Annotated in this window: 14 protein-coding genes; 3 read left to right on the plus strand and 11 right to left on the minus strand. The window is 33.3% G+C overall.

Annotation, left to right across the window (positions count from 1 at the left end):
* Positions 1-76: 76 nt before the first annotated feature.
* The 3 genes from HZF24_RS07470 to HZF24_RS07480 all read right to left on the minus strand — a co-directional run bounded on the left by HZF24_RS07470 (position 77) and on the right by HZF24_RS07480 (position 3,217).
* On the minus strand, positions 77-1,117 hold the full coding sequence (locus HZF24_RS07470) for a Wzz/FepE/Etk N-terminal domain-containing protein (RefSeq protein ID WP_179237670.1): 1,041 nt from the start codon (positions 1,115-1,117) through the stop codon (positions 77-79).
* 76 nt (positions 1,118-1,193) lie between these two features.
* Positions 1,194-1,766 carry a GNAT family acetyltransferase gene (locus HZF24_RS07475; RefSeq protein WP_179237671.1) on the minus strand — a complete coding sequence of 191 codons (573 nt, stop codon included), beginning with the start codon at positions 1,764-1,766 and terminating at the stop codon, positions 1,194-1,196.
* Positions 1,767-1,870: 104 nt separating this feature from the next.
* Complete coding sequence (locus HZF24_RS07480; RefSeq protein WP_179237672.1) at positions 1,871-3,217, minus strand: MATE family efflux transporter; 1,347 nt, start codon at positions 3,215-3,217, stop codon at positions 1,871-1,873.
* A 204-nt stretch (positions 3,218-3,421) separates the two neighbouring features.
* Between HZF24_RS07480 and HZF24_RS07485 the strand changes: the two genes are divergently transcribed.
* The 3 genes from HZF24_RS07485 to HZF24_RS07495 all read left to right on the plus strand — a co-directional run bounded on the left by HZF24_RS07485 (position 3,422) and on the right by HZF24_RS07495 (position 7,949).
* On the plus strand, positions 3,422-3,643 hold the full coding sequence (locus tag HZF24_RS07485) for a FeoA family protein (RefSeq protein ID WP_179237673.1): 222 nt from the start codon (positions 3,422-3,424) through the stop codon (positions 3,641-3,643).
* A 14-nt stretch (positions 3,644-3,657) separates the two neighbouring features.
* Positions 3,658-5,763: a ferrous iron transport protein B gene (gene feoB, locus HZF24_RS07490; protein WP_179237674.1), complete on the plus strand. Its 2,106-nt coding sequence runs from the start codon at positions 3,658-3,660 to the stop codon at positions 5,761-5,763.
* A gap of 200 nt (positions 5,764-5,963) precedes the next feature.
* Positions 5,964-7,949, plus strand: a complete 1,986-nt coding sequence (locus HZF24_RS07495; protein WP_179237675.1) for a methyl-accepting chemotaxis protein — start codon at positions 5,964-5,966, stop codon at positions 7,947-7,949.
* Between the two features lie 102 nt (positions 7,950-8,051).
* Here the strand turns inward: HZF24_RS07495 and HZF24_RS07500 are convergent, their stop codons facing one another.
* From HZF24_RS07500 to HZF24_RS07535, 8 genes are all read right to left on the minus strand, one after another.
* Entirely contained in the window at positions 8,052-9,440 is a 1,389-nt protein-coding gene (locus HZF24_RS07500; RefSeq protein ID WP_179237676.1) for a sodium:solute symporter family protein, read from the minus strand.
* 159 nt (positions 9,441-9,599) lie between these two features.
* The gene (locus tag HZF24_RS07505; RefSeq protein WP_179237677.1) at positions 9,600-9,920 is read right to left on the minus strand and encodes a DUF4387 domain-containing protein; all 321 of its coding nucleotides are present in this window, start codon (positions 9,918-9,920) and stop codon (positions 9,600-9,602) included.
* A 5-nt stretch (positions 9,921-9,925) separates the two neighbouring features.
* The gene (locus HZF24_RS07510; protein ID WP_179237678.1) at positions 9,926-11,296 is read right to left on the minus strand and encodes an acyclic terpene utilization AtuA family protein; all 1,371 of its coding nucleotides are present in this window, start codon (positions 11,294-11,296) and stop codon (positions 9,926-9,928) included.
* A 197-nt stretch (positions 11,297-11,493) separates the two neighbouring features.
* On the minus strand, positions 11,494-12,852 hold the full coding sequence (locus HZF24_RS07515) for a sigma-54-dependent transcriptional regulator (protein ID WP_179237679.1): 1,359 nt from the start codon (positions 12,850-12,852) through the stop codon (positions 11,494-11,496).
* Entirely contained in the window at positions 12,842-14,437 is a 1,596-nt protein-coding gene (locus HZF24_RS07520) for a GAF domain-containing sensor histidine kinase (RefSeq protein WP_179237680.1), read from the minus strand. Before HZF24_RS07520 ends, HZF24_RS07515 begins: the two co-directional genes overlap by 11 nt.
* 92 nt (positions 14,438-14,529) lie before the next feature.
* Positions 14,530-15,942, minus strand: a complete 1,413-nt coding sequence (locus HZF24_RS07525; protein WP_179237681.1) for a YfcC family protein — start codon at positions 15,940-15,942, stop codon at positions 14,530-14,532.
* 3 nt (positions 15,943-15,945) lie between these two features.
* On the minus strand, positions 15,946-16,659 hold the full coding sequence (locus HZF24_RS07530; RefSeq protein WP_179237682.1) for a gamma-glutamyl-gamma-aminobutyrate hydrolase family protein: 714 nt from the start codon (positions 16,657-16,659) through the stop codon (positions 15,946-15,948).
* 258 nt (positions 16,660-16,917) lie between these two features.
* The gene (locus HZF24_RS07535) at positions 16,918-17,814 is read right to left on the minus strand and encodes a dihydrodipicolinate synthase family protein (protein ID WP_179237683.1); all 897 of its coding nucleotides are present in this window, start codon (positions 17,812-17,814) and stop codon (positions 16,918-16,920) included.
* Position 17,815 lies beyond the last annotated feature (1 nt).

Genomic DNA, 17,815 nt, shown 5'->3' on the forward strand with positions numbered 1-17,815 from the left:
GTTTCCATCTGTCTCCTTTTTCGTCATTCTTTTATAAATTAAAGACCCTCAATTCAGTGGGGTCTTTTTCGTCAACCTACGCTTTTTTAAACCAATATTCCTGAAACAAAGCTACCATGACTCCTAGCATACCACCTAATACAGCACCGATTGCAGTGTTTAAGGCATTGCTTGGGCTCGTTTTTTGAGTTGGTGCTACAGGAGGTGAAGGTAAATAAACATTTGTTTCTACAACTCCGATTACACTTGATTCCAAAATTTCAGTTTGACCGGTTCTGTAGTATTTGTATATAGCCTCTCTTTCCCTGTCTAATTCTGCTAAGTATTGATTATTAATTCTGATAGAATTTTCTAAATTGTTAATTGATTGCTTGTTTGCTATAATATCAGTTTCTAATTTAATATAATTTGGATTTATGGTATCAACCGGCAGAATATAATCACTGCTTCCGTTCAAAGGGGATTGTATTTCTATATTTGCATTACCGGAACTTATATTTTTAGGTGTTTTCACTAATAGGTCTTCATTGCTTTTCAGTATTTCTTTTTGGCTGAGTAATGAATTTTCTAAAGCTCTTAATTCTATGGTGAAGTGATTGTAATAATAATTAACTGCTCTTTCCTTTGTCATGGAATCTAAGAAATCCAAGTAATTACTGTATAATATTTGAGCTAATTTCAGAGCTTCTTCAGGGTTATTTGCTGAAACGGTCACCTCAAAGCTGTTTTGAACAGAGCCTGCTTTTGCTTCATTTTTACCGACTGTAATTCTCTTTCTCACTCCATCTATAGTAGTTTCTTTGTCATAACCCATCTCTTCTATCGTATGAAGTAAAACATCATTACTTGTTATTAAATTGATATATTGCTCATTTGTTGTAATCGGCAATACATACTCGCCATATCTTGTAATATATTTTTCAGGCATGCTTATAACTATATTTAATTTCGTATCATAAACAGGTGATAAAACAAACATACTAAACATCCCCGCTAATATTGCTGCTATAAGAGTAAAGCATATTATCATTATTTTTCTTTTCCAAAGAGCCATTATAAGCTCTCTTAAATCAATTTCATCTTCATAATATTGCACATTGTTTTGATTTTCGTTCATTGTTTGCTCCTTTATCAATATAAAAAGTATGACTAACATATTATAACAGCAATTAAAGTGATATTCAATTAATAAATTATATATTAGAACCTTTAGTTTTCTTTGTCATGTCATATCCTAACTCATAGTAATGATTATTATTAAACTCAAAGTTTTTTATCACCTCAAGTCCCAGCTTGCGGGTGTGAGCATCGTAGGATCTATTGTTTATATGATTTATAAATGTAATTAATACAGGGTATCTATCCTTCATCTGTAATCTCGAAAATTCAAATAAATTAGGCAGGACATCAGTTCCTCTGTACTCCATGTCTATGCATATCGGACCGTATTGATAAGAGTTTTCAGCGTTTAATACAGTGTTTAAAAATGTAGTATTAGGTAAATCATTGATCATATGTTGAAATAAAGGCCACACAGACCAATATTGCCATGAAGCGGCCATTGCATATCCGATTACTTTTTCACCGTCACAAGCTATGGCAAGTCCATTTTCTTTTTCTATCAGTTCTTTAAATTGATTTTCCGCAAACAATGTTGTAACAAATCCATGTGGTTTATCTTCATCTCTTATAGTTGATACATGATACTTTTGTTGTAACAACTGTATCTTATTAATATCCTGAATAGCAGCATTTCTATATTCCATCAACTTCCCCGCCTTTCGATTTTTATTGAATCATACTAATATGATAGTATCATTATAGAATTTTATCAAGCATTTTGTCATTATGAGCACATTTACCATATACTCTACGTTACAATTCTCTTCCTGCTCCATCTTCCTGTCAAATAATATGAAAATGAAATAATATAATTTGCTGCCCATCCCATTGGAATAGCATACCAAACTGCCTGAACTCCCCACTTGGGTGAGAAGTAAAATGCTACAAAAACCCTTATGCTTAAATTTACAAGATTAGATATGGTAAACAGCAGCATATCACCCGAACCTCTGAGCACGCCGTCAGTAATTGATTTAAAACCGATAAACGCAAAGAAGTAACCAATAAATTTCAAATATCGGATACCTGTATTAAAAGCCAAGCTTCCATTTTCAACATCCAAAAATATTGAAATAATAGGTCTGTAGAATATTGCTGTAATTACGGCAATAACTGCCGCAAACGAAACAATTATTCTATAGCCTGAATAATATCCCTCACGTACCCTGTCTAATTGTCCTGCACCGAGGTTTTGAGCCGTAAATGTAGAAATAGCATTTCCTGTTGCAATCATGGGAACAATACATATTGATTCTATTCTTGTTCCTGCCGAATATCCCGCTAAAACGGAGGAACCAAAACCATTTACCACTGATTGAACGAGTACCATACCGATTGAAACAATTGACTGCTGCAATATAGACGGTACTGCAACAAAAATCATTTTTTTAAGCATTGATTTATTAAATTTCTCTATATGCTTTGATTCAGTAACATAGTTTTTTAATGTGTTTATTAAAATGATATACGAAATTACCGCAGATATTCCTTGTGCAATAACAGTAGCGATTGCAACACCGGCAACACCCATATGCAATACCAACACCATAAATAAATCAAGAATAACGTTTAATACCGAAGAGAAAAGCAATAGATACAAGGGTATTTTAGATTTGCCTAATGCGTTAAACACCGATGCAAATATATTATACATAAACAAAAATGGCAGACCTATAAAATAAATCGTCAGATACAGCAATGCATCATCAAAAATATTGGCAGGTGTATTTAATAAAAGCAATAACCGTTCCTTAGCAACAGTACCAAAAATCAACATGAATAAACTTAAAATCATAAAACTTATTAAAGCAGTATAAACGGATGTCTTCATCTTTTCATATTCTTTAGCCCCCAAGTATTGGGAAATAATGACTGATGACCCTATTCCTCCGCCTATTGCTATCATTATAAAGACTGTTGTCAAGGAATATGATGCACCTACGGCAGCAAGCGCCTCTTCACTTACAAATTTACCTACTATAATCGAGTCAGCCATATTATAAAACTGTTGAAAAAGATTACCCAAAATCATAGGCAATGCAAAGAATAATAATGATTTTCCTGGATTATCTTTTAACATATCGTATTCTTTCATTATAAACCTCTTCTATATCAAATAAAAACAACACCTTTCGGCGCTATATATCATTGTCTTACATTTATTATGATAAATCAAGAGTAAATTATTATTTAATACTTTTGTGTCATTTTTTATATTAAAACATAAGATAAAGCTAAAGAAGTTAGCTTCGGCTAAATTATTTAGTAAAATATAATATTTTATGACAGGAGAAATGATATGAAAGCATTAACAGATGCCCATGTGGGTGAAGTTGTAAAGGTAAGAAAAAACACCGCACAGGATTCATTAAAAGAAAGATTGCTTGCCTTAGGTCTTACAAACGGAGCTGATATAGAAATATTAAGAAAAGGCCCTAAAAATAATTTGACTGTTTACAATATACGCGGAGCTATGATTGCCCTGAGAGGTGAAGAAGCTCGATTGATTGAAATATATTAGGAAGGGGCGAGTATATGGGTTTAACTGCACAATCTGTCAAAATAGACGCTATGAAGGATGTTTTTGATATAGTAAAAACCGATTCTCAGCATGTAATAGCGTTAGCCGGAAATCCGAACACGGGAAAAAGCACTGTTTTTAATTATTTAACAGGTCTGAAGCAGCATACGGGAAATTGGCCCGGCAAGACAGTCGTTTCGGCAAGAGGAGAATATTCCTACAACGATGAAGAATATATAGTTGTAGACCTTCCCGGATCTTATTCATTGTTTACATCATCAAAAGATGAGGAAGTTTCCAGAGACTTTATCTGCTATGGCGATTATGAAGCAATAGTCGTAGTTGCAGATGCAACATGCCTGGAAAGAAACTTAAATTTAGTTTTTCAAATATCCGAAATAACAAATAAGGTTATTCTCTGCATAAATTTAATAGATGAGGCAAAGAAAAAAAACATAGCAATCGATAAGGAAGGTCTCGAAAGGGAGCTTAATGTCCCGGTAGTTTTAACTGCAGCACGAAGTGGCATCGGAATGGATGAGCTGAAAAATTTAATAGAAAAAATAACATTCAACAGCGAAAAAAGAAAGCCGGCAATAATAACGTACGATGATTATATAAAATCAGAAATCAATGACATTTTACCTCATTTAGAGGATTTAAATATTTCAAACATACGTTGGACCGCCTTGAGATTAATCGACAGCAATACAGATATTTTTTCGATAAACAAAGAAGGGCACTTAACTGTATCTCAGGCAAAAAAAATAAAAGAAGAACTTAATATCAATACAGATACTATAAAGCTGCGTGAAATGATAGCAGAGCATAACTATAATTATGCTAATGAATTAAAGCAAAAATATGTAACAGAAGATACGAAAAAAATAAAAAGAGACAAAAAAATAGACGATATAATTACCTCTAAGGTACTTGGTTTACCGATTATGCTTTTACTTTTGGGATTGGTATTTTGGATAACAATTCAAGGAGCAAACATTCCGTCTCAAATGTTAGCAAGACTGTTGTTTGGAATTCAGGATAAGTTGTCGTCATTGTTTGTTCAATGGGAAGTACCGATGATATTGCACAACATACTTCTTGACGGTATATATCGTACATTAGCATGGGTTGTATCTGTTATGCTCCCACCAATGGCAATATTCTTTCCATTGTTCACATTCTTAGAGGACCTGGGATATCTGCCGAGAATCGCATTTAATTTAGATCATATGTTTAAAAAGGCATGCGCCCATGGAAAACAGTGTCTGACTATGTGCATGGGTTTCGGGTGTAACGCTGCAGGGGTTATCGGATGCAGAATAATTGATTCTCCAAGAGAGAGAGTTATAGCCATTTTAACTAATAATTTTGTGCCCTGCAACGGTAGGTTCCCGACAATAATAGTAATATCATCAGCTTTCTTTGCAGTTTATTCAAATGCATACGTAAACAGCTTAATACCGGCATTGTTCATTACGCTTATGGTTTTGTTCGGAATTATCGTTACATTACTTGTTTCATATATATTATCAAAAACGCTTTTAAAAGGAGTGCCCTCTACCTTCACCCTTGAGCTTCCGCCTTATAGAGTGCCAAAGATAGGTCGTCTTTTATATACCTCAATTATCGACAGAACCATATTTGTATTATCGAGAGCAGTAATTATAGCAGCTCCGGCAGGTGCAATTACATGGATCTTTGCTAACATTTATGTGGGTGACTTAAGTATATTGTCTCATGTGGCAAATTTCCTAGACCCGATTGCTAAAACAATAGGTCTCGACGGTATTATATTAATGGCATTTATAATGGGTATACCTGCAAATGAAATAGTGCTGCCGGTTTTATTAATGGCATACCTTTCAACGGGAACATTGACTGATTTTGAAAGTGTTGACCACCTGAGAACAATTCTTATAAATAACGGGTGGACTCCGTTAACTGCCTTAAACGTGATGCTTTTCAGCTTGCTTCATTGGCCTTGTTCAACAGCCCTATGGACTATTAAGAAAGAAACAGGCAGCATTAAATGGACGCTGCTTTCATTCTTTATCCCAACAGCTATAGCATTTGCTGTTTGCTTTATTACGGCAAGCTTGTATAGGTTGATATTATAACTAATCAGGATATTCTACGCGTATATAGGCGAGGAATATCCTGATTTTTTTAGTGTGCAATTCAATCACCTCTGAAACTATTTAAAGATTATTTTTTTACTTATGTTTAAATCGACAATATATCGGTATATATTACATTGTAATTATTACAACTTAATATTAATAACAATAATTTTTATTGCAACTAACGGAGGAGCGAAATGAAAAAAAACAATTCAAAATTTCAAAGCATAAGTACAGCTATATTAAAAATAAGTATAATCACATTGATTATAACAGTGGTAATAACATCAACAATTTCTCTGTTTTATTTTAACAATATAATAATTGAGATATCAGAGGATAAAGCATTAGCATCAATGGATATTGTAGAAAAGGAAATAGAATCAATTAAAAGTGAACTGATTGAATATGTAAGCGAAGCAGCAAAAGATACAAAATTAATAAGTTATATAAATTCAAATAATACAAGTCTGCTCGAATCATATATAAACAGTTTGAATGAAGCATCAAGTTATAACAATATAACGGTAACAGATTTAAGCGGCACTATAATTTCAAGCACAAATGACGTGTATAAATCAGGAGATAACATTTCCAACAATGCTATTATAAAATCAGCACTTGGCGGAAAAGTACTTTCAGATATAGGAAGGGAACCCTCAGATTTTTATGGTATAAATGTCGGTTCACCTATTTATCAAAACAATAAGTTATTGGGTGTTTTATCAGTAGGATTTAAGCTTGAAGACAACAATTTTGTAGATAATATGAAATCCTTAATAAATAATGAAATATCAATATTTGAGAATGATTTGAGAATAAGCTCTACAGTAATTCAGGACGGAAAACGACTGGTTGGAACAAAGCTTGATCCTAAAATAGCCGATACGGTTATGAACAATAAAATGGACTATGTCGGTAAAGCAGATGTGTTTGGCCTGCCGTATATAACAGTATATAAACCAACCCTTTCCTCGGATGGATCTGTTAAAGGAGTAATAGTTACGGCAAGTGACTATTCTGTTATCGAAAAAAAGATATTAAATGAAGTTATGATAATAAGTATTATTTCAATATTGTCAATTATACTCAGCATATTCGTAATGCAAAGATATTTTAAATTAAAGCTAAAAAATCCGTTAAACATTGTAGTTAACGCGGCAAAAGCTATAGAAATCGGCGATATAAGTGAAGATATAATAAGACAGATTAAAGAAATTGATTCTAATGATGAAATTGGCTCTTTGGCTAAATCTATGGATGGTGCAGTTGTATCAGTTAATATGTTGGCAAACAGCATCGATGGATATAAAACAGCCTTAACAAATAATGATTTAACATATACATCGGATACATCAATACATAAAGGTATATATTTTACAATTATTAAAATTGTAGAAACATTGTTTAATGATCTTAGATCAATTTTAAACGAAATTAATTTGGCAGCAGATGGCATTAATTCGGGAGCAGAGCATGTTTCTGCAGCTGCTCAAATGCTGGCACAAGGCTCTACCGAGCAAGCAAGCTCTATCGAAGAATTAGCTGCTACCATGTCAGAAGTAGCAGTTCAGATTAAAAACGACGCTGAAAGTGCTGTTAATGTCAGCAGATTGTCTGATGAAACAGGATCTGTTGTACTACAAGGCAGTCAATACATGAATGAATTGATGAACGCAATGGAAGAAATCAATCATACATCTGGTGAAATTGAAAAAATAATTAAAACAATAGATGATATAGCATTTCAAACTAATATATTGGCACTTAATGCGGCTGTTGAGGCAGCAAGGGCAGGTGCTGCCGGCAAAGGCTTTTCTGTCGTTGCAGACGAAGTCCGAAATCTTGCATCCAAGAGTGCTGAGGCAGCTAAAAGTACAACCCTTCTGATTGAAAGTTCTGTAAATTCAATTAACAAGGGAACCTTAATTGCAAAGGAAACCGAATCAGCTCTAAAAAATGTTGTGGAAAAAACCCATACGGCCAACTCCTTGATAAATGATATTTCTGAAGCTTCACAAAAACAAAGCGATAATGTTTATCAAGTCAACACAGGTGTTGATCAAATATCAAGTGTTATACAATCTAATTCAGCAACCGCGGAGCAAATAGCCGCATCGAGTGAAGAACTGTCAGGACAGGCCTTTTCATTGAAACAAATGGTAGGAAAATATACATTGTAATAAGCAGATAACCCAAATCTCTGATCAGGTGTCAGTCGCTTATACTCTAAGTGCAAGAACAAAAACCGGAAGGATAGTTATGTCTTCCGGTTTTCCCAATTTCTATTGCTGAATCTTATGATGCTTGCTCAAGCCGAAAAGGATTGTTAATGCACTGATGCTTACACCGATAAATAAAGAATTCATATTCAAATCAAAGAATGTTTCACATACTAAAAATGATAAAAATCCGAACACACTTGATAAAACAGCGAATTTACTACCAATCTTACCTTTGAAAAATAGTGCTCCAATCATCGGAATTATCAACACCGTTGCTCTTAACCCCATAGACATAAATCCCCATGTTAATATGGCCGTTTTTAGATTTCCTAAAGTAAATATTGCAGATACTACCAAGGTCAACAAAATTACAATCCTTGTGATTACTAATTCATTTTTGATATTTTCATTCTTGCTTATATATTTTTTATAAATATCATTTATAATAATTGTGCTGAATCCAAGTGCCATTCCTGAACCGGTTCCCACTAACGCTATCAATAATGTTGCTAATATAAGACCGCTGATAAAAGGCGGAATATTGTTAATAATAAATAAAGGAAATGCCTGACTTGATTCTATGTAAGGATAATTAATTTTCATATACATTCCTATTAAAATACTGCCGATTCCTATAGGTGGTATAATAGCAGCACTTAATAATGCGCCCTTTTTGGCTTCCTTTATATTTTTCCCTGATATAACAGCCTGAATATAAGTCTGAGTAGATAATACTCCCAAAACAACCGAAAACCCATCACCTACATCAATACCAACTCCTCTTGATACAAGATTAAAATATTGTTGGTGATTAAGGTTATTATAAAATCCGGAAAACCCTCCCCCTAACTTAAGAGCTATAGCAGCACCTAAAAAAACAGAAAAATATATTAAAACAAGCTTTATAATACCTAAAATACCTGTACTTAAAACTCCGCCAAAAATAACGTAAACACTCATTAGCAATATACTGACACAAGCACTTTCCACACTGTCCAAACCAAACATTGAAGATAACAATGCATTAGCAGCTAAAATTTGTGCAACTATATTCAATATTATCCCGAATGATGATAAAACTGTAGTAATAATACCGGAGGTTTGTCCATACTCTGAAGATATCATTTCTTGTATTGTATTACAGCAGCTTAATTTAAGCGGCTTAACAAAGCCTGATCCAAGAATTAAACATCCCAGACCGGCACCTAAGGTAAACCACCAGGCAGAAAAACCATAATTATATGCCAGCTGTGCGGTACCTACGGTTGAAGAACCTCCTACCAATGTTCCGATAATTGTTCCGGCAACTAATAAAGAACTCGCTCTGTGACCGCCTGTTGAAAAATCCGATGCATTTTTAACTCTTTTCCCTGAATAAACTCCTATTCCCATTATGATTATCAAAGTAACTAATGCTCCGATAATATGAGATGCTGTAAGGTTTTCCATGAAGTTCTCCTGTAAGCAATTAGGGTTGAACCCTAATTATCATAATATATAAGTCTTTCTTTTAGATTATATTAAATAATTATTAGAATAGCAATAATAAGAATTCATATAAGAACTAAACCGCAGCTTAAAGCTGCGGCGTAATTAATATATAGTATATTATACAGGTATTTCAATATCCAGCAGAGGCGGATACTGCTGACACCCGAACACATCACCTTCACCGGGACTTCCGCTTGGCTGAAGTCTTAGTATGGTAAATTTTATTGCATATGCCGGATCAAATTCAACAAAATCTGAAATTCTGCTTTCACAAATTTGAAATAGATTTGCTATAAATTCTTTTGTAATTATTTTACTTGCCTTAACTAATTCATAATTTTCTTTTTCTCTGAATATTATATCAAATGTAATTCTATCAGTACCGGCATTTTTGCTTCTTATTGTTTTAGCTATATCAACTAACTTTATTGTCTTCATAACTCTTACTCTCCGATCTCTATTAGTTTAACATCAAATAATTCTAAAGGATCATCCACTTCAACAATATGATTTAAAGACCATCGGTAAGCAGAAGTAGCGGGTAAGACTTCATCAACGACAAAAGCAGCTGTCCCGGCAGTACCCTTAACCTCAGGCAATCTTGCATAAAAGATTTGTCTTGTTCCGGTCATAGTAACTTCTTCAGCCATTTCCTTTGTTGGAGCAATGCCTTGAACAATTATACATAATTCATGTGATTTTATTTCTTTAACAGGCTCTAAGTCTCCCATTACACCATTTTTACCATATATCCTGTAATGCAATTCGTACCCGTTATCTCCAAACTTTTGCATTACCTGTTCTCTTGACAATTCTATAACCTTATCAATATTTTTTATTGTATAAGGATCTCTGACACCTGCAATCCCAATATACATTTCTCCAACCTTCGTAGACCCTTCAAGCTTAACTTTTATTTTGCCTTCAATTGGTATATACTTTGGGTTAGTTATTCTTGTAGTTTTTTCATCCCACTGCTCATACAGGCATTCAGACATGTCCAGCATCCCGCCTGCAAAATATTCATAATACGGATTCGACCTTTCATACATAGCATGACCTGCAACAGATGCTACCGTACATCTTTGCCAAGGAGCCATTGCCGTAACTTTAACATCATTATGTGTTATAGTTCCAATTACACTTTCCTTGGCTCCATAAGGTTCAGCACAGAATGAAGCACATTCCAATACCTTTCCGGCATAATAAGCAAGATTTTCCGGGAATCCTTCTTTTATAGCTGGAGCAGCAAAAATTGCAATATCTGATGATCTTCCTCCTATTATAACATCTGCCCCCATCTCTAAAGCTCTAATGTATGGATGTACACCTGCTACAGCAACAATTCTTTCTGTTTTGTCCAATTCTTCAAAAGTAAGAAAAGATCTTGAATCTAATCCTTCGATTACAGCTCCGTTTTCCATCTTATTTCTCAGATATCTTTTATCAACTTCTGAATAAAAATATGCTAATTTAAATTTAGGAATTTTATGTTCTGTTGCTAAATCTTTTATAATTTGCACATACATATCAACTCTGCTGTTTGTTCCCGTATCACCTGCAGAACCTATAATCATAGGAACTCCCTGCTCTCTCGAAGCAAGAAGCATTAATTCCAAATCATGTTTCTGCCAGACATATAGACTTGCACATTTATCAGCACCTAAAGGTCCGGGCCCAATATCATCACTTCCGGAATCACTGCAATAATAATCAGGCTTAGTTTGTGCTCCTAACCAAAAGCTATCTTCTTTTGTAGGAGAAAAACCTAAATGTCCATTAGGACAAATTATCCTAAGCTCTTTTTTTATCATTTTCAATCCTCCACTATTGTAATTAGTTTTCATACAATAATAGTAGCAATATTTGTGCCAATAAAATTACGCAATTATTTAATTGTGATTATAAGCACCGCGGCTTAGTTATAATTTATAATTGCTTTTAATGTGCATAAAATAATGTCTAATAATTGGACATTACTCGAGTTTCCGGTTTTATACAGTTATTAATTTTAACACTCTTCAATATTGTAATATTTTATCTTATTATACAATGTTTGTCTTTTTATCCCCAATACTTTTGCAGCCATTGTTTTATTACCGTTAAATCTGTTTAACGTACTCAAAATTATCATTTTTTCATAGTCTGATAATTTTTTTTCTTTTCTTTCTTCTGACAAGGCATTATATGTAAAACCTGTTATTTCCTTTGGCAGATATTCCGGTAATAAAAATTCCTCTTCTTCGTGAGCAATCAGAACAGAACGTTCTATTACATTACTAAGCTCTCTGACGTTACCCTTCCATTCATATTCTATCAGATACTTTATAGCAACCGGGTCATAATATTTTATTTTTTTATTATATTCATTCGAATATTGTTCCATAAAAAATTCTGCAAGAGAAGAAATATCATCTTTTCTTTCCCTTAACGGCGGAATTTCTATATTAATTACATTCAATCTGTAAAATAAATCTTCTCTGAAGTTTCCATTCTTAACTTCCTCAGGCAGATTTTTATTTGTTGCTGCAATGATTCTGACATCTACATTTATACTTTTTTCTGAACCTATTTTATAAATCTGTTTTTCCTGCAACGCTCTTAAAAACTTGACCTGTGACTGAAAAGGAAGTTCACCTATCTCATCAAGAAACAGGGTACCCCCATTAGCTAATTCAAATTTACCCTTTTGTATGTGATCAGCACCGGTAAAGGAACCTTTCTCAAATCCAAACAGCTCAGACTCAATAAGATTTTCGGGTATTGCTCCGCAGTTAATCACCACAAAACTGTTATTTTTGCGACAGCTCAAATTATGTATAAGTTTAGCTATTACCTCTTTACCTACTCCGCTTTCGCCTGTTAATAATATACTTGCCCTGCTGTTTGCTACTCTGTTTACTATATCAAATACCTTTTGCATAACTTCACTTTTACCAACAACACCCTCGTATTCATATTTGCATTCTACCCTTCTTTTTAAGTTCCTGTTTTCTTCTTTTAGAATTCTATGTTCAATTGCCCGCTCAATCGCAAATATCAGCTCATCGTTTGAAAATGATTTTTCAATATAGTCAACTGCTCCCATTTTAACAGCTTTTACCGCTGATTTTATATCTGCATATGCAGATATAAATATGGTTTCTATGAACGGATCAATTTCTAATGCATTTTTCATCAGTTCAATACCATCCATCCCTGGCATTCGTAAATCGGTAATCAATATGTCAACAATGTTATTATTCAAAATTTCAGTTGCTTCATATCCGTCCTTCGCAGTAAAAACCTTGTAATTTAAGTCACTCAATATTACTTTTAAAGTTTCTCTTATAGATTTTTCATCATCAACTATTAGCAGATTAATCTCCATAATGTTCCTCCCTTTCCTGGATTGTGGGTAACATTAATGAAACAGTAGTTCCTTTGTTTATATTGCTATCTATAAATATATCTCCGCCTGATTTTTTTATTATGTTAAAAACAATAGATAGTCCGATACCCGTTCCACATTCTTTTGTAGTATAGAAGGGATCAAATATTAAATTAATATCCTTTTCAGAAATACCAATTCCATTATCCATGATATCAATTAATACACAATTAGATTTCTTTTGTATACTTATTTCAATAATGCGCTCATCCTTATCATCTTTTAATTTCAAAGCATCAATTGCATTAAGTAATAAATTAATAAACACTTGTTTTAAATTATCTTTGTTGCAAGGCAATTCAATTTTACGGACATTATATTCTAAATTTAATCTTATTTTATTCTTATTAATAGTAAATTTTAATAAGGTTAATACTTCATCAATAATTTCATCTAAACAACAACTTCCGATTGAATAATAACTGTCTTTGCTCATATTCACAAGTTGATCTATAACACGATTTAATCTATTGCTTTCTTCTCTTATAATATTTAAAAGATTGGTCAATTCAATATTGTTTTCTTTGCCTCCATATTTAGACAACAAATATTCACTGGCATTTCTTATAGGCAATAAAGGATTTCTGATTTCATGAACCAAGCCTGCTGTTAATCTTCCTAACGCAGCAAGCTTGTCAGCCATGAATATTTGCTTTTGCAATTTTTCAATTTCAGTATTATCTCTGAATATACATATACAACTTTTAACAGAATTATCATCATTGTACATAAATGAAGTACTGAAACGTATTCTTAATACATTGTCATCTTTTTTAACTAAATACCCCGGTTCTTCAAAAAACGTTTTTTGATTTTTCAAAAACTTCCATGTATTTTCTTCATTTTCTAATTCTAGCTTTAAAACAGAAATATTTTTACCTAATAGTTCATCAGTTCTATAACCTGTAATTATCTCCGCAGATTTGTTAAAAATGGTTATTTTATTTATATCATCAATAACCATAATGCCGCTATTAACATTATCCAATATTTTATTTGAAAACTTTTTCGTTTCAGTAATATTGTTGTTTAACTCCAACAATACAGCTGCTTGGGAAGCAATTATATTAATCACTTGCACCTCATAATCATCATATTGATTAATTTTGGAACTGGACACGCTCAATATACCTATTGTTTTGTCTCCGACTACTAAGGGGACTGCTAAAAATGATCTGATAATAGGATCCTCATTATAATATTGCCTTACTTTTACTTCATTAGATTCAAGGGCATCATTAATAAGTATCGGTTTTTTATTTTTAGCAACTAATCCAACCGCTCCCTCCCCAATCTTAAATGGCATCCTTCTTCTTAACTTTTCTGTGTCTGTTCCGAGACATGAAACTATTTCCAAAGTATGTTCCTTTTCATTAATTTTATATATTACAGCCATATCAAATTTAATAAACTTTTTTATGAAGTTAAAAATTATGTCAGCTGTAACTTGGAAATCCTTTGCCTTTGAAATAAGATTAAATGTATCCGATAATAAGTATAAATCACTTCTATAATTTTCAATCATTAAATCACCCCTAATTAATGTTAGCATAATTATATTTTATTTACAAATAAAATAAACCCTATCACGTTTTAAGTGATAGGGCAGAAATTAATTTAGAAAGGTCCATAACTGATCATTTGTGCAACGGATACTAAAATAATACCTGCAACGGTTAAAATAACGGTTAGCTTTAATATATGTTTAAACCAGGCATTATAAGGTATATCAGCGAATGCCAAATAATATATCATTGCCGGCCAAAGCATATTTGTAATACCATCTCCAAATTGGAATGCTAATACTGCAGTCTGTCTTGTAATGCCGAGAACATCTGACAATGGTATCATAATCGGCATTGTTGCAGCCGCCTGTCCGCTTCCAGACCCGATGAAAAAGTTTATAAATGATTGAATTATGAACATACCTGCAGCCGCAATCGAAGAGCTTAAGCCCATAATAGGCTGAGATAAACCAAATACTATCGTATCTAAAATCATCCCTTCTTCTAATATAATAACAATAGCTCTGGCAAATCCGACTATTAATGCTCCAAATGTAACTCCTGACATACCTTTTGTCAAATACCTGAATATTTCGTTTGGAGAGAAGCCTCCGACGAACCCGGCAACCATTGCAAAACCTAAAAATAAAGCAGATAATTCTGTAGTATACCAACCATACTTAATAACACCGAATATTAAAAATATAATATTTAAAGCAAAAACAACCAGTACCAATTTATGTCTTGCGGTAAACTCACCCACATCTTTTATTTCAAAGTCTCTGGCATCTTTGTCACCTTCATATCCATATATTATACTTTTGGTAGGATCCTTTTTTACTTTTTTAGCATAGCTTAATATAAACCACAATCCTATAACAAGAAATACTACATAACATATTATCCTGAATAATAGTCCGGAAAACATAGGCAATTCCGCAATGCTTTGTGCAACACCTATCGTAAACGGATTTAAAAATGCTCCTGCAAATCCTACCCATGCTGCTGTTCTCACTACATGAAATCCTACAACCCTGTCATACCCAAGGGCTAAGCACATGGATATAACCAATGGTATAAATGGTATCGTTTCCTCCGCAAATCCAAAAACAGCACCCAGTAATGTAAATATTATTGTTACAAGAACTAATAATATTGTATCCTTTCCTTTCATTTTTTCAACTAAGTGTATTATTACCGCATCTAATGCCCCTGTACCACGTATAACTTCAACAGAACCTGAAATTATGAATATAAAAGCGATGATGCCTCCAGAGGCTGAAATACCTTTTGGTATCGCTTTCAACATTCCAAAAATATTTACTGTTTTATCCTCAACTAATTTAAATGATTCTGCATCAACAACAGTCCTGCCCGAAGCTTCATCCACAACTCTTTCATACGACCCTGAAGGTATTAACCAAGTTAATATCATAGCAGTTAGTATTAAAGTAAATATAATTACATATCCGTTAGGTTTCTTTAACCCTTCAAGAAAACTACCCTTTTTGCCTGAACTTGTCATCATTTACCTCCTAATTTTACTTTCTTCTATAAATTTTTTAAATATTATCGCCGTTCTTTCATCGCTCCATATCAGTTCTTCCGGATGAAATTGTGTCCCTAATATAAATGCATCATCCATATATTCAATTGCTTCGATAACTCCGTCATCAGCAACTGCCGCAGTCCTAAATCCTTCCGGCACCTGATTTACCTTTTGCACATGAAAACTATTCACATCCCATTGATTGCTACTTACTACACTATATAGGAAGCTGTCTTCTGCCAAATTAACTTTGTGCCAAGGAACTCCACCATTTGGATCTTTTTGCTTATGCCCTTCAATTAATTCATCTGATAAAGAACCTCCAAAAACCTCTACCAGCATTTGGAATCCTCTGCATATACCCATAATTGGTTTTTTCAGCTCTTTTGCAGCTTTTACTAATTCAGCTTCAAAGTCATACCTTAATGGTTGTTGCTTTCTTAAGTCAGGCATATCTTCCTTTGAAAATTTTTTAGCGTCACCGCCACCCGAAAGTAACAATCCATCAATATCTTCCAAAACACTCTTAATATCAATCTGTTCAAATTGAGGGATCAAGACAGGTATGCCGCCAGCCTTAATAATAGCCTCTATGTATGACCTTCCAACATAATTATAACCTCTGCTTTCAATCGAATCTCCCCATGTCTCTACACTCCAGGCAGTTGTTATTCCGATTTTGGGTTTTTTCAAATCAGCCGTCCTCCCTTTCAAAATATTTTTATTAAATTATTTGCAATAATAATGCCAAAATAATTATTATTGTTATTTTTATAAAAAATGTTTAATTAAAGATAACATTTCTAACTTATTAATTTCAAATATAATTTTGATAATTGTTTTATGTAAATATATTAGACAAACTATAAATATAATAAAAAAATGTGTCAAATAATATGACACATAGTATTCTTGGATGAATTGAATTAGTAAGCAGTCTATAGGTCAACCCTAACAGACTTTAGATTTTTTCAGTATTTCTATCAATTCTGTATTTTCATGTTCTTTGAGTTGGATTAATGGCTTTCTCACGTAACCGCCTTCAAATCCCAACAAATCACAAGCGTACTTTAATCCTGCTATGCCATATGTACCTGTCACCGCACTGTTAACAGGAAATACCCTTTCATAAAGCTCTCTCGCCTTTTCTATATTGCCTCTTTCAAATTCTCTTTGAACATCTATGCATTCGCCGGGGCAACAATTTGCAAGAGCCATAACAGCAGCTTTAATCCCCAGAGTTAAGGCAGGATACCATACAGATGCTGTGCCAACCATTAAATTAAATTCGGCATCACCTACAGCTCTTTTAAAATCTATCAGCTGAGAAACATTACCCGAGCTGTCTTTCATCCCGATTATATTATGATGCTTGCATAATACACCAACAGCATATGGAGAAATATTGACATGCGTAAACTTAGTAACATTGTAAATCATTATTGGTATTTTAACATTGTCAGCAACATCCGTATAAAAATTAATCAGAGCTTCATCATTCATTTTACCGCCATAATAAAATGGAGTAACAATAAGCGCACAGTCAGCACCCATGACAGCTGCCTTGTTTGTTAAATCAACAGTAGCACCCGTTGATTCCATACCGGTTCCGGCAAAAACAATTTGTCCAGGTTTTTTATGTTTAACTGTAAGCTCAATCAATTTTAATTTTTCTTCTTCCGTCAAATATACAGTTTCACTGTTCGAACCGAGTACCAAATATCCTGCTAAATCATATTTATTCCATTTTTCAATATTTCTTCTAAACTTGTCGTAATCCACCTCATCTTTTTCATCAAACGGTGTTATCATCGGCGGTATTACTCCCCTAATATGTATAAATGCCATT

It is taken from the genome of Sedimentibacter hydroxybenzoicus DSM 7310 (assembly GCF_013403245.1).
GTDB lineage: Bacteria > Bacillota > Clostridia > Tissierellales > Sedimentibacteraceae > Sedimentibacter > Sedimentibacter hydroxybenzoicus.

What these genes read in the sequence shown, in the direction of transcription:
- HZF24_RS07470 (WP_179237670.1), bottom strand. Translation starts at nt 1,117, where the DNA reads ATGAACGAAAATCAAAACAATGTGCAATATTATGAAGATGAAATTGAT.
- HZF24_RS07475 (WP_179237671.1), bottom strand. Translation starts at nt 1,766, where the DNA reads ATGGAATATAGAAATGCTGCTATTCAGGATATTAATAAGATACAGTTG.
- HZF24_RS07480 (WP_179237672.1), bottom strand. Translation starts at nt 3,217, where the DNA reads ATGAAAGAATACGATATGTTAAAAGATAATCCAGGAAAATCATTATTA.
- HZF24_RS07485 (WP_179237673.1), top strand. Translation starts at nt 3,422, where the DNA reads ATGAAAGCATTAACAGATGCCCATGTGGGTGAAGTTGTAAAGGTAAGA.
- feoB (WP_179237674.1), top strand. Translation starts at nt 3,658, where the DNA reads ATGGGTTTAACTGCACAATCTGTCAAAATAGACGCTATGAAGGATGTT.
- HZF24_RS07495 (WP_179237675.1), top strand. Translation starts at nt 5,964, where the DNA reads ATGAAAAAAAACAATTCAAAATTTCAAAGCATAAGTACAGCTATATTA.
- HZF24_RS07500 (WP_179237676.1), bottom strand. Translation starts at nt 9,440, where the DNA reads ATGGAAAACCTTACAGCATCTCATATTATCGGAGCATTAGTTACTTTG.
- HZF24_RS07505 (WP_179237677.1), bottom strand. Translation starts at nt 9,920, where the DNA reads ATGAAGACAATAAAGTTAGTTGATATAGCTAAAACAATAAGAAGCAAA.
- HZF24_RS07510 (WP_179237678.1), bottom strand. Translation starts at nt 11,296, where the DNA reads ATGATAAAAAAAGAGCTTAGGATAATTTGTCCTAATGGACATTTAGGT.
- HZF24_RS07515 (WP_179237679.1), bottom strand. Translation starts at nt 12,852, where the DNA reads ATGGAGATTAATCTGCTAATAGTTGATGATGAAAAATCTATAAGAGAA.
- HZF24_RS07520 (WP_179237680.1), bottom strand. Translation starts at nt 14,437, where the DNA reads ATGATTGAAAATTATAGAAGTGATTTATACTTATTATCGGATACATTT.
- HZF24_RS07525 (WP_179237681.1), bottom strand. Translation starts at nt 15,942, where the DNA reads ATGACAAGTTCAGGCAAAAAGGGTAGTTTTCTTGAAGGGTTAAAGAAA.
- HZF24_RS07535 (WP_179237683.1), bottom strand. Translation starts at nt 17,814, where the DNA reads ATGGCATTTATACATATTAGGGGAGTAATACCGCCGATGATAACACCG.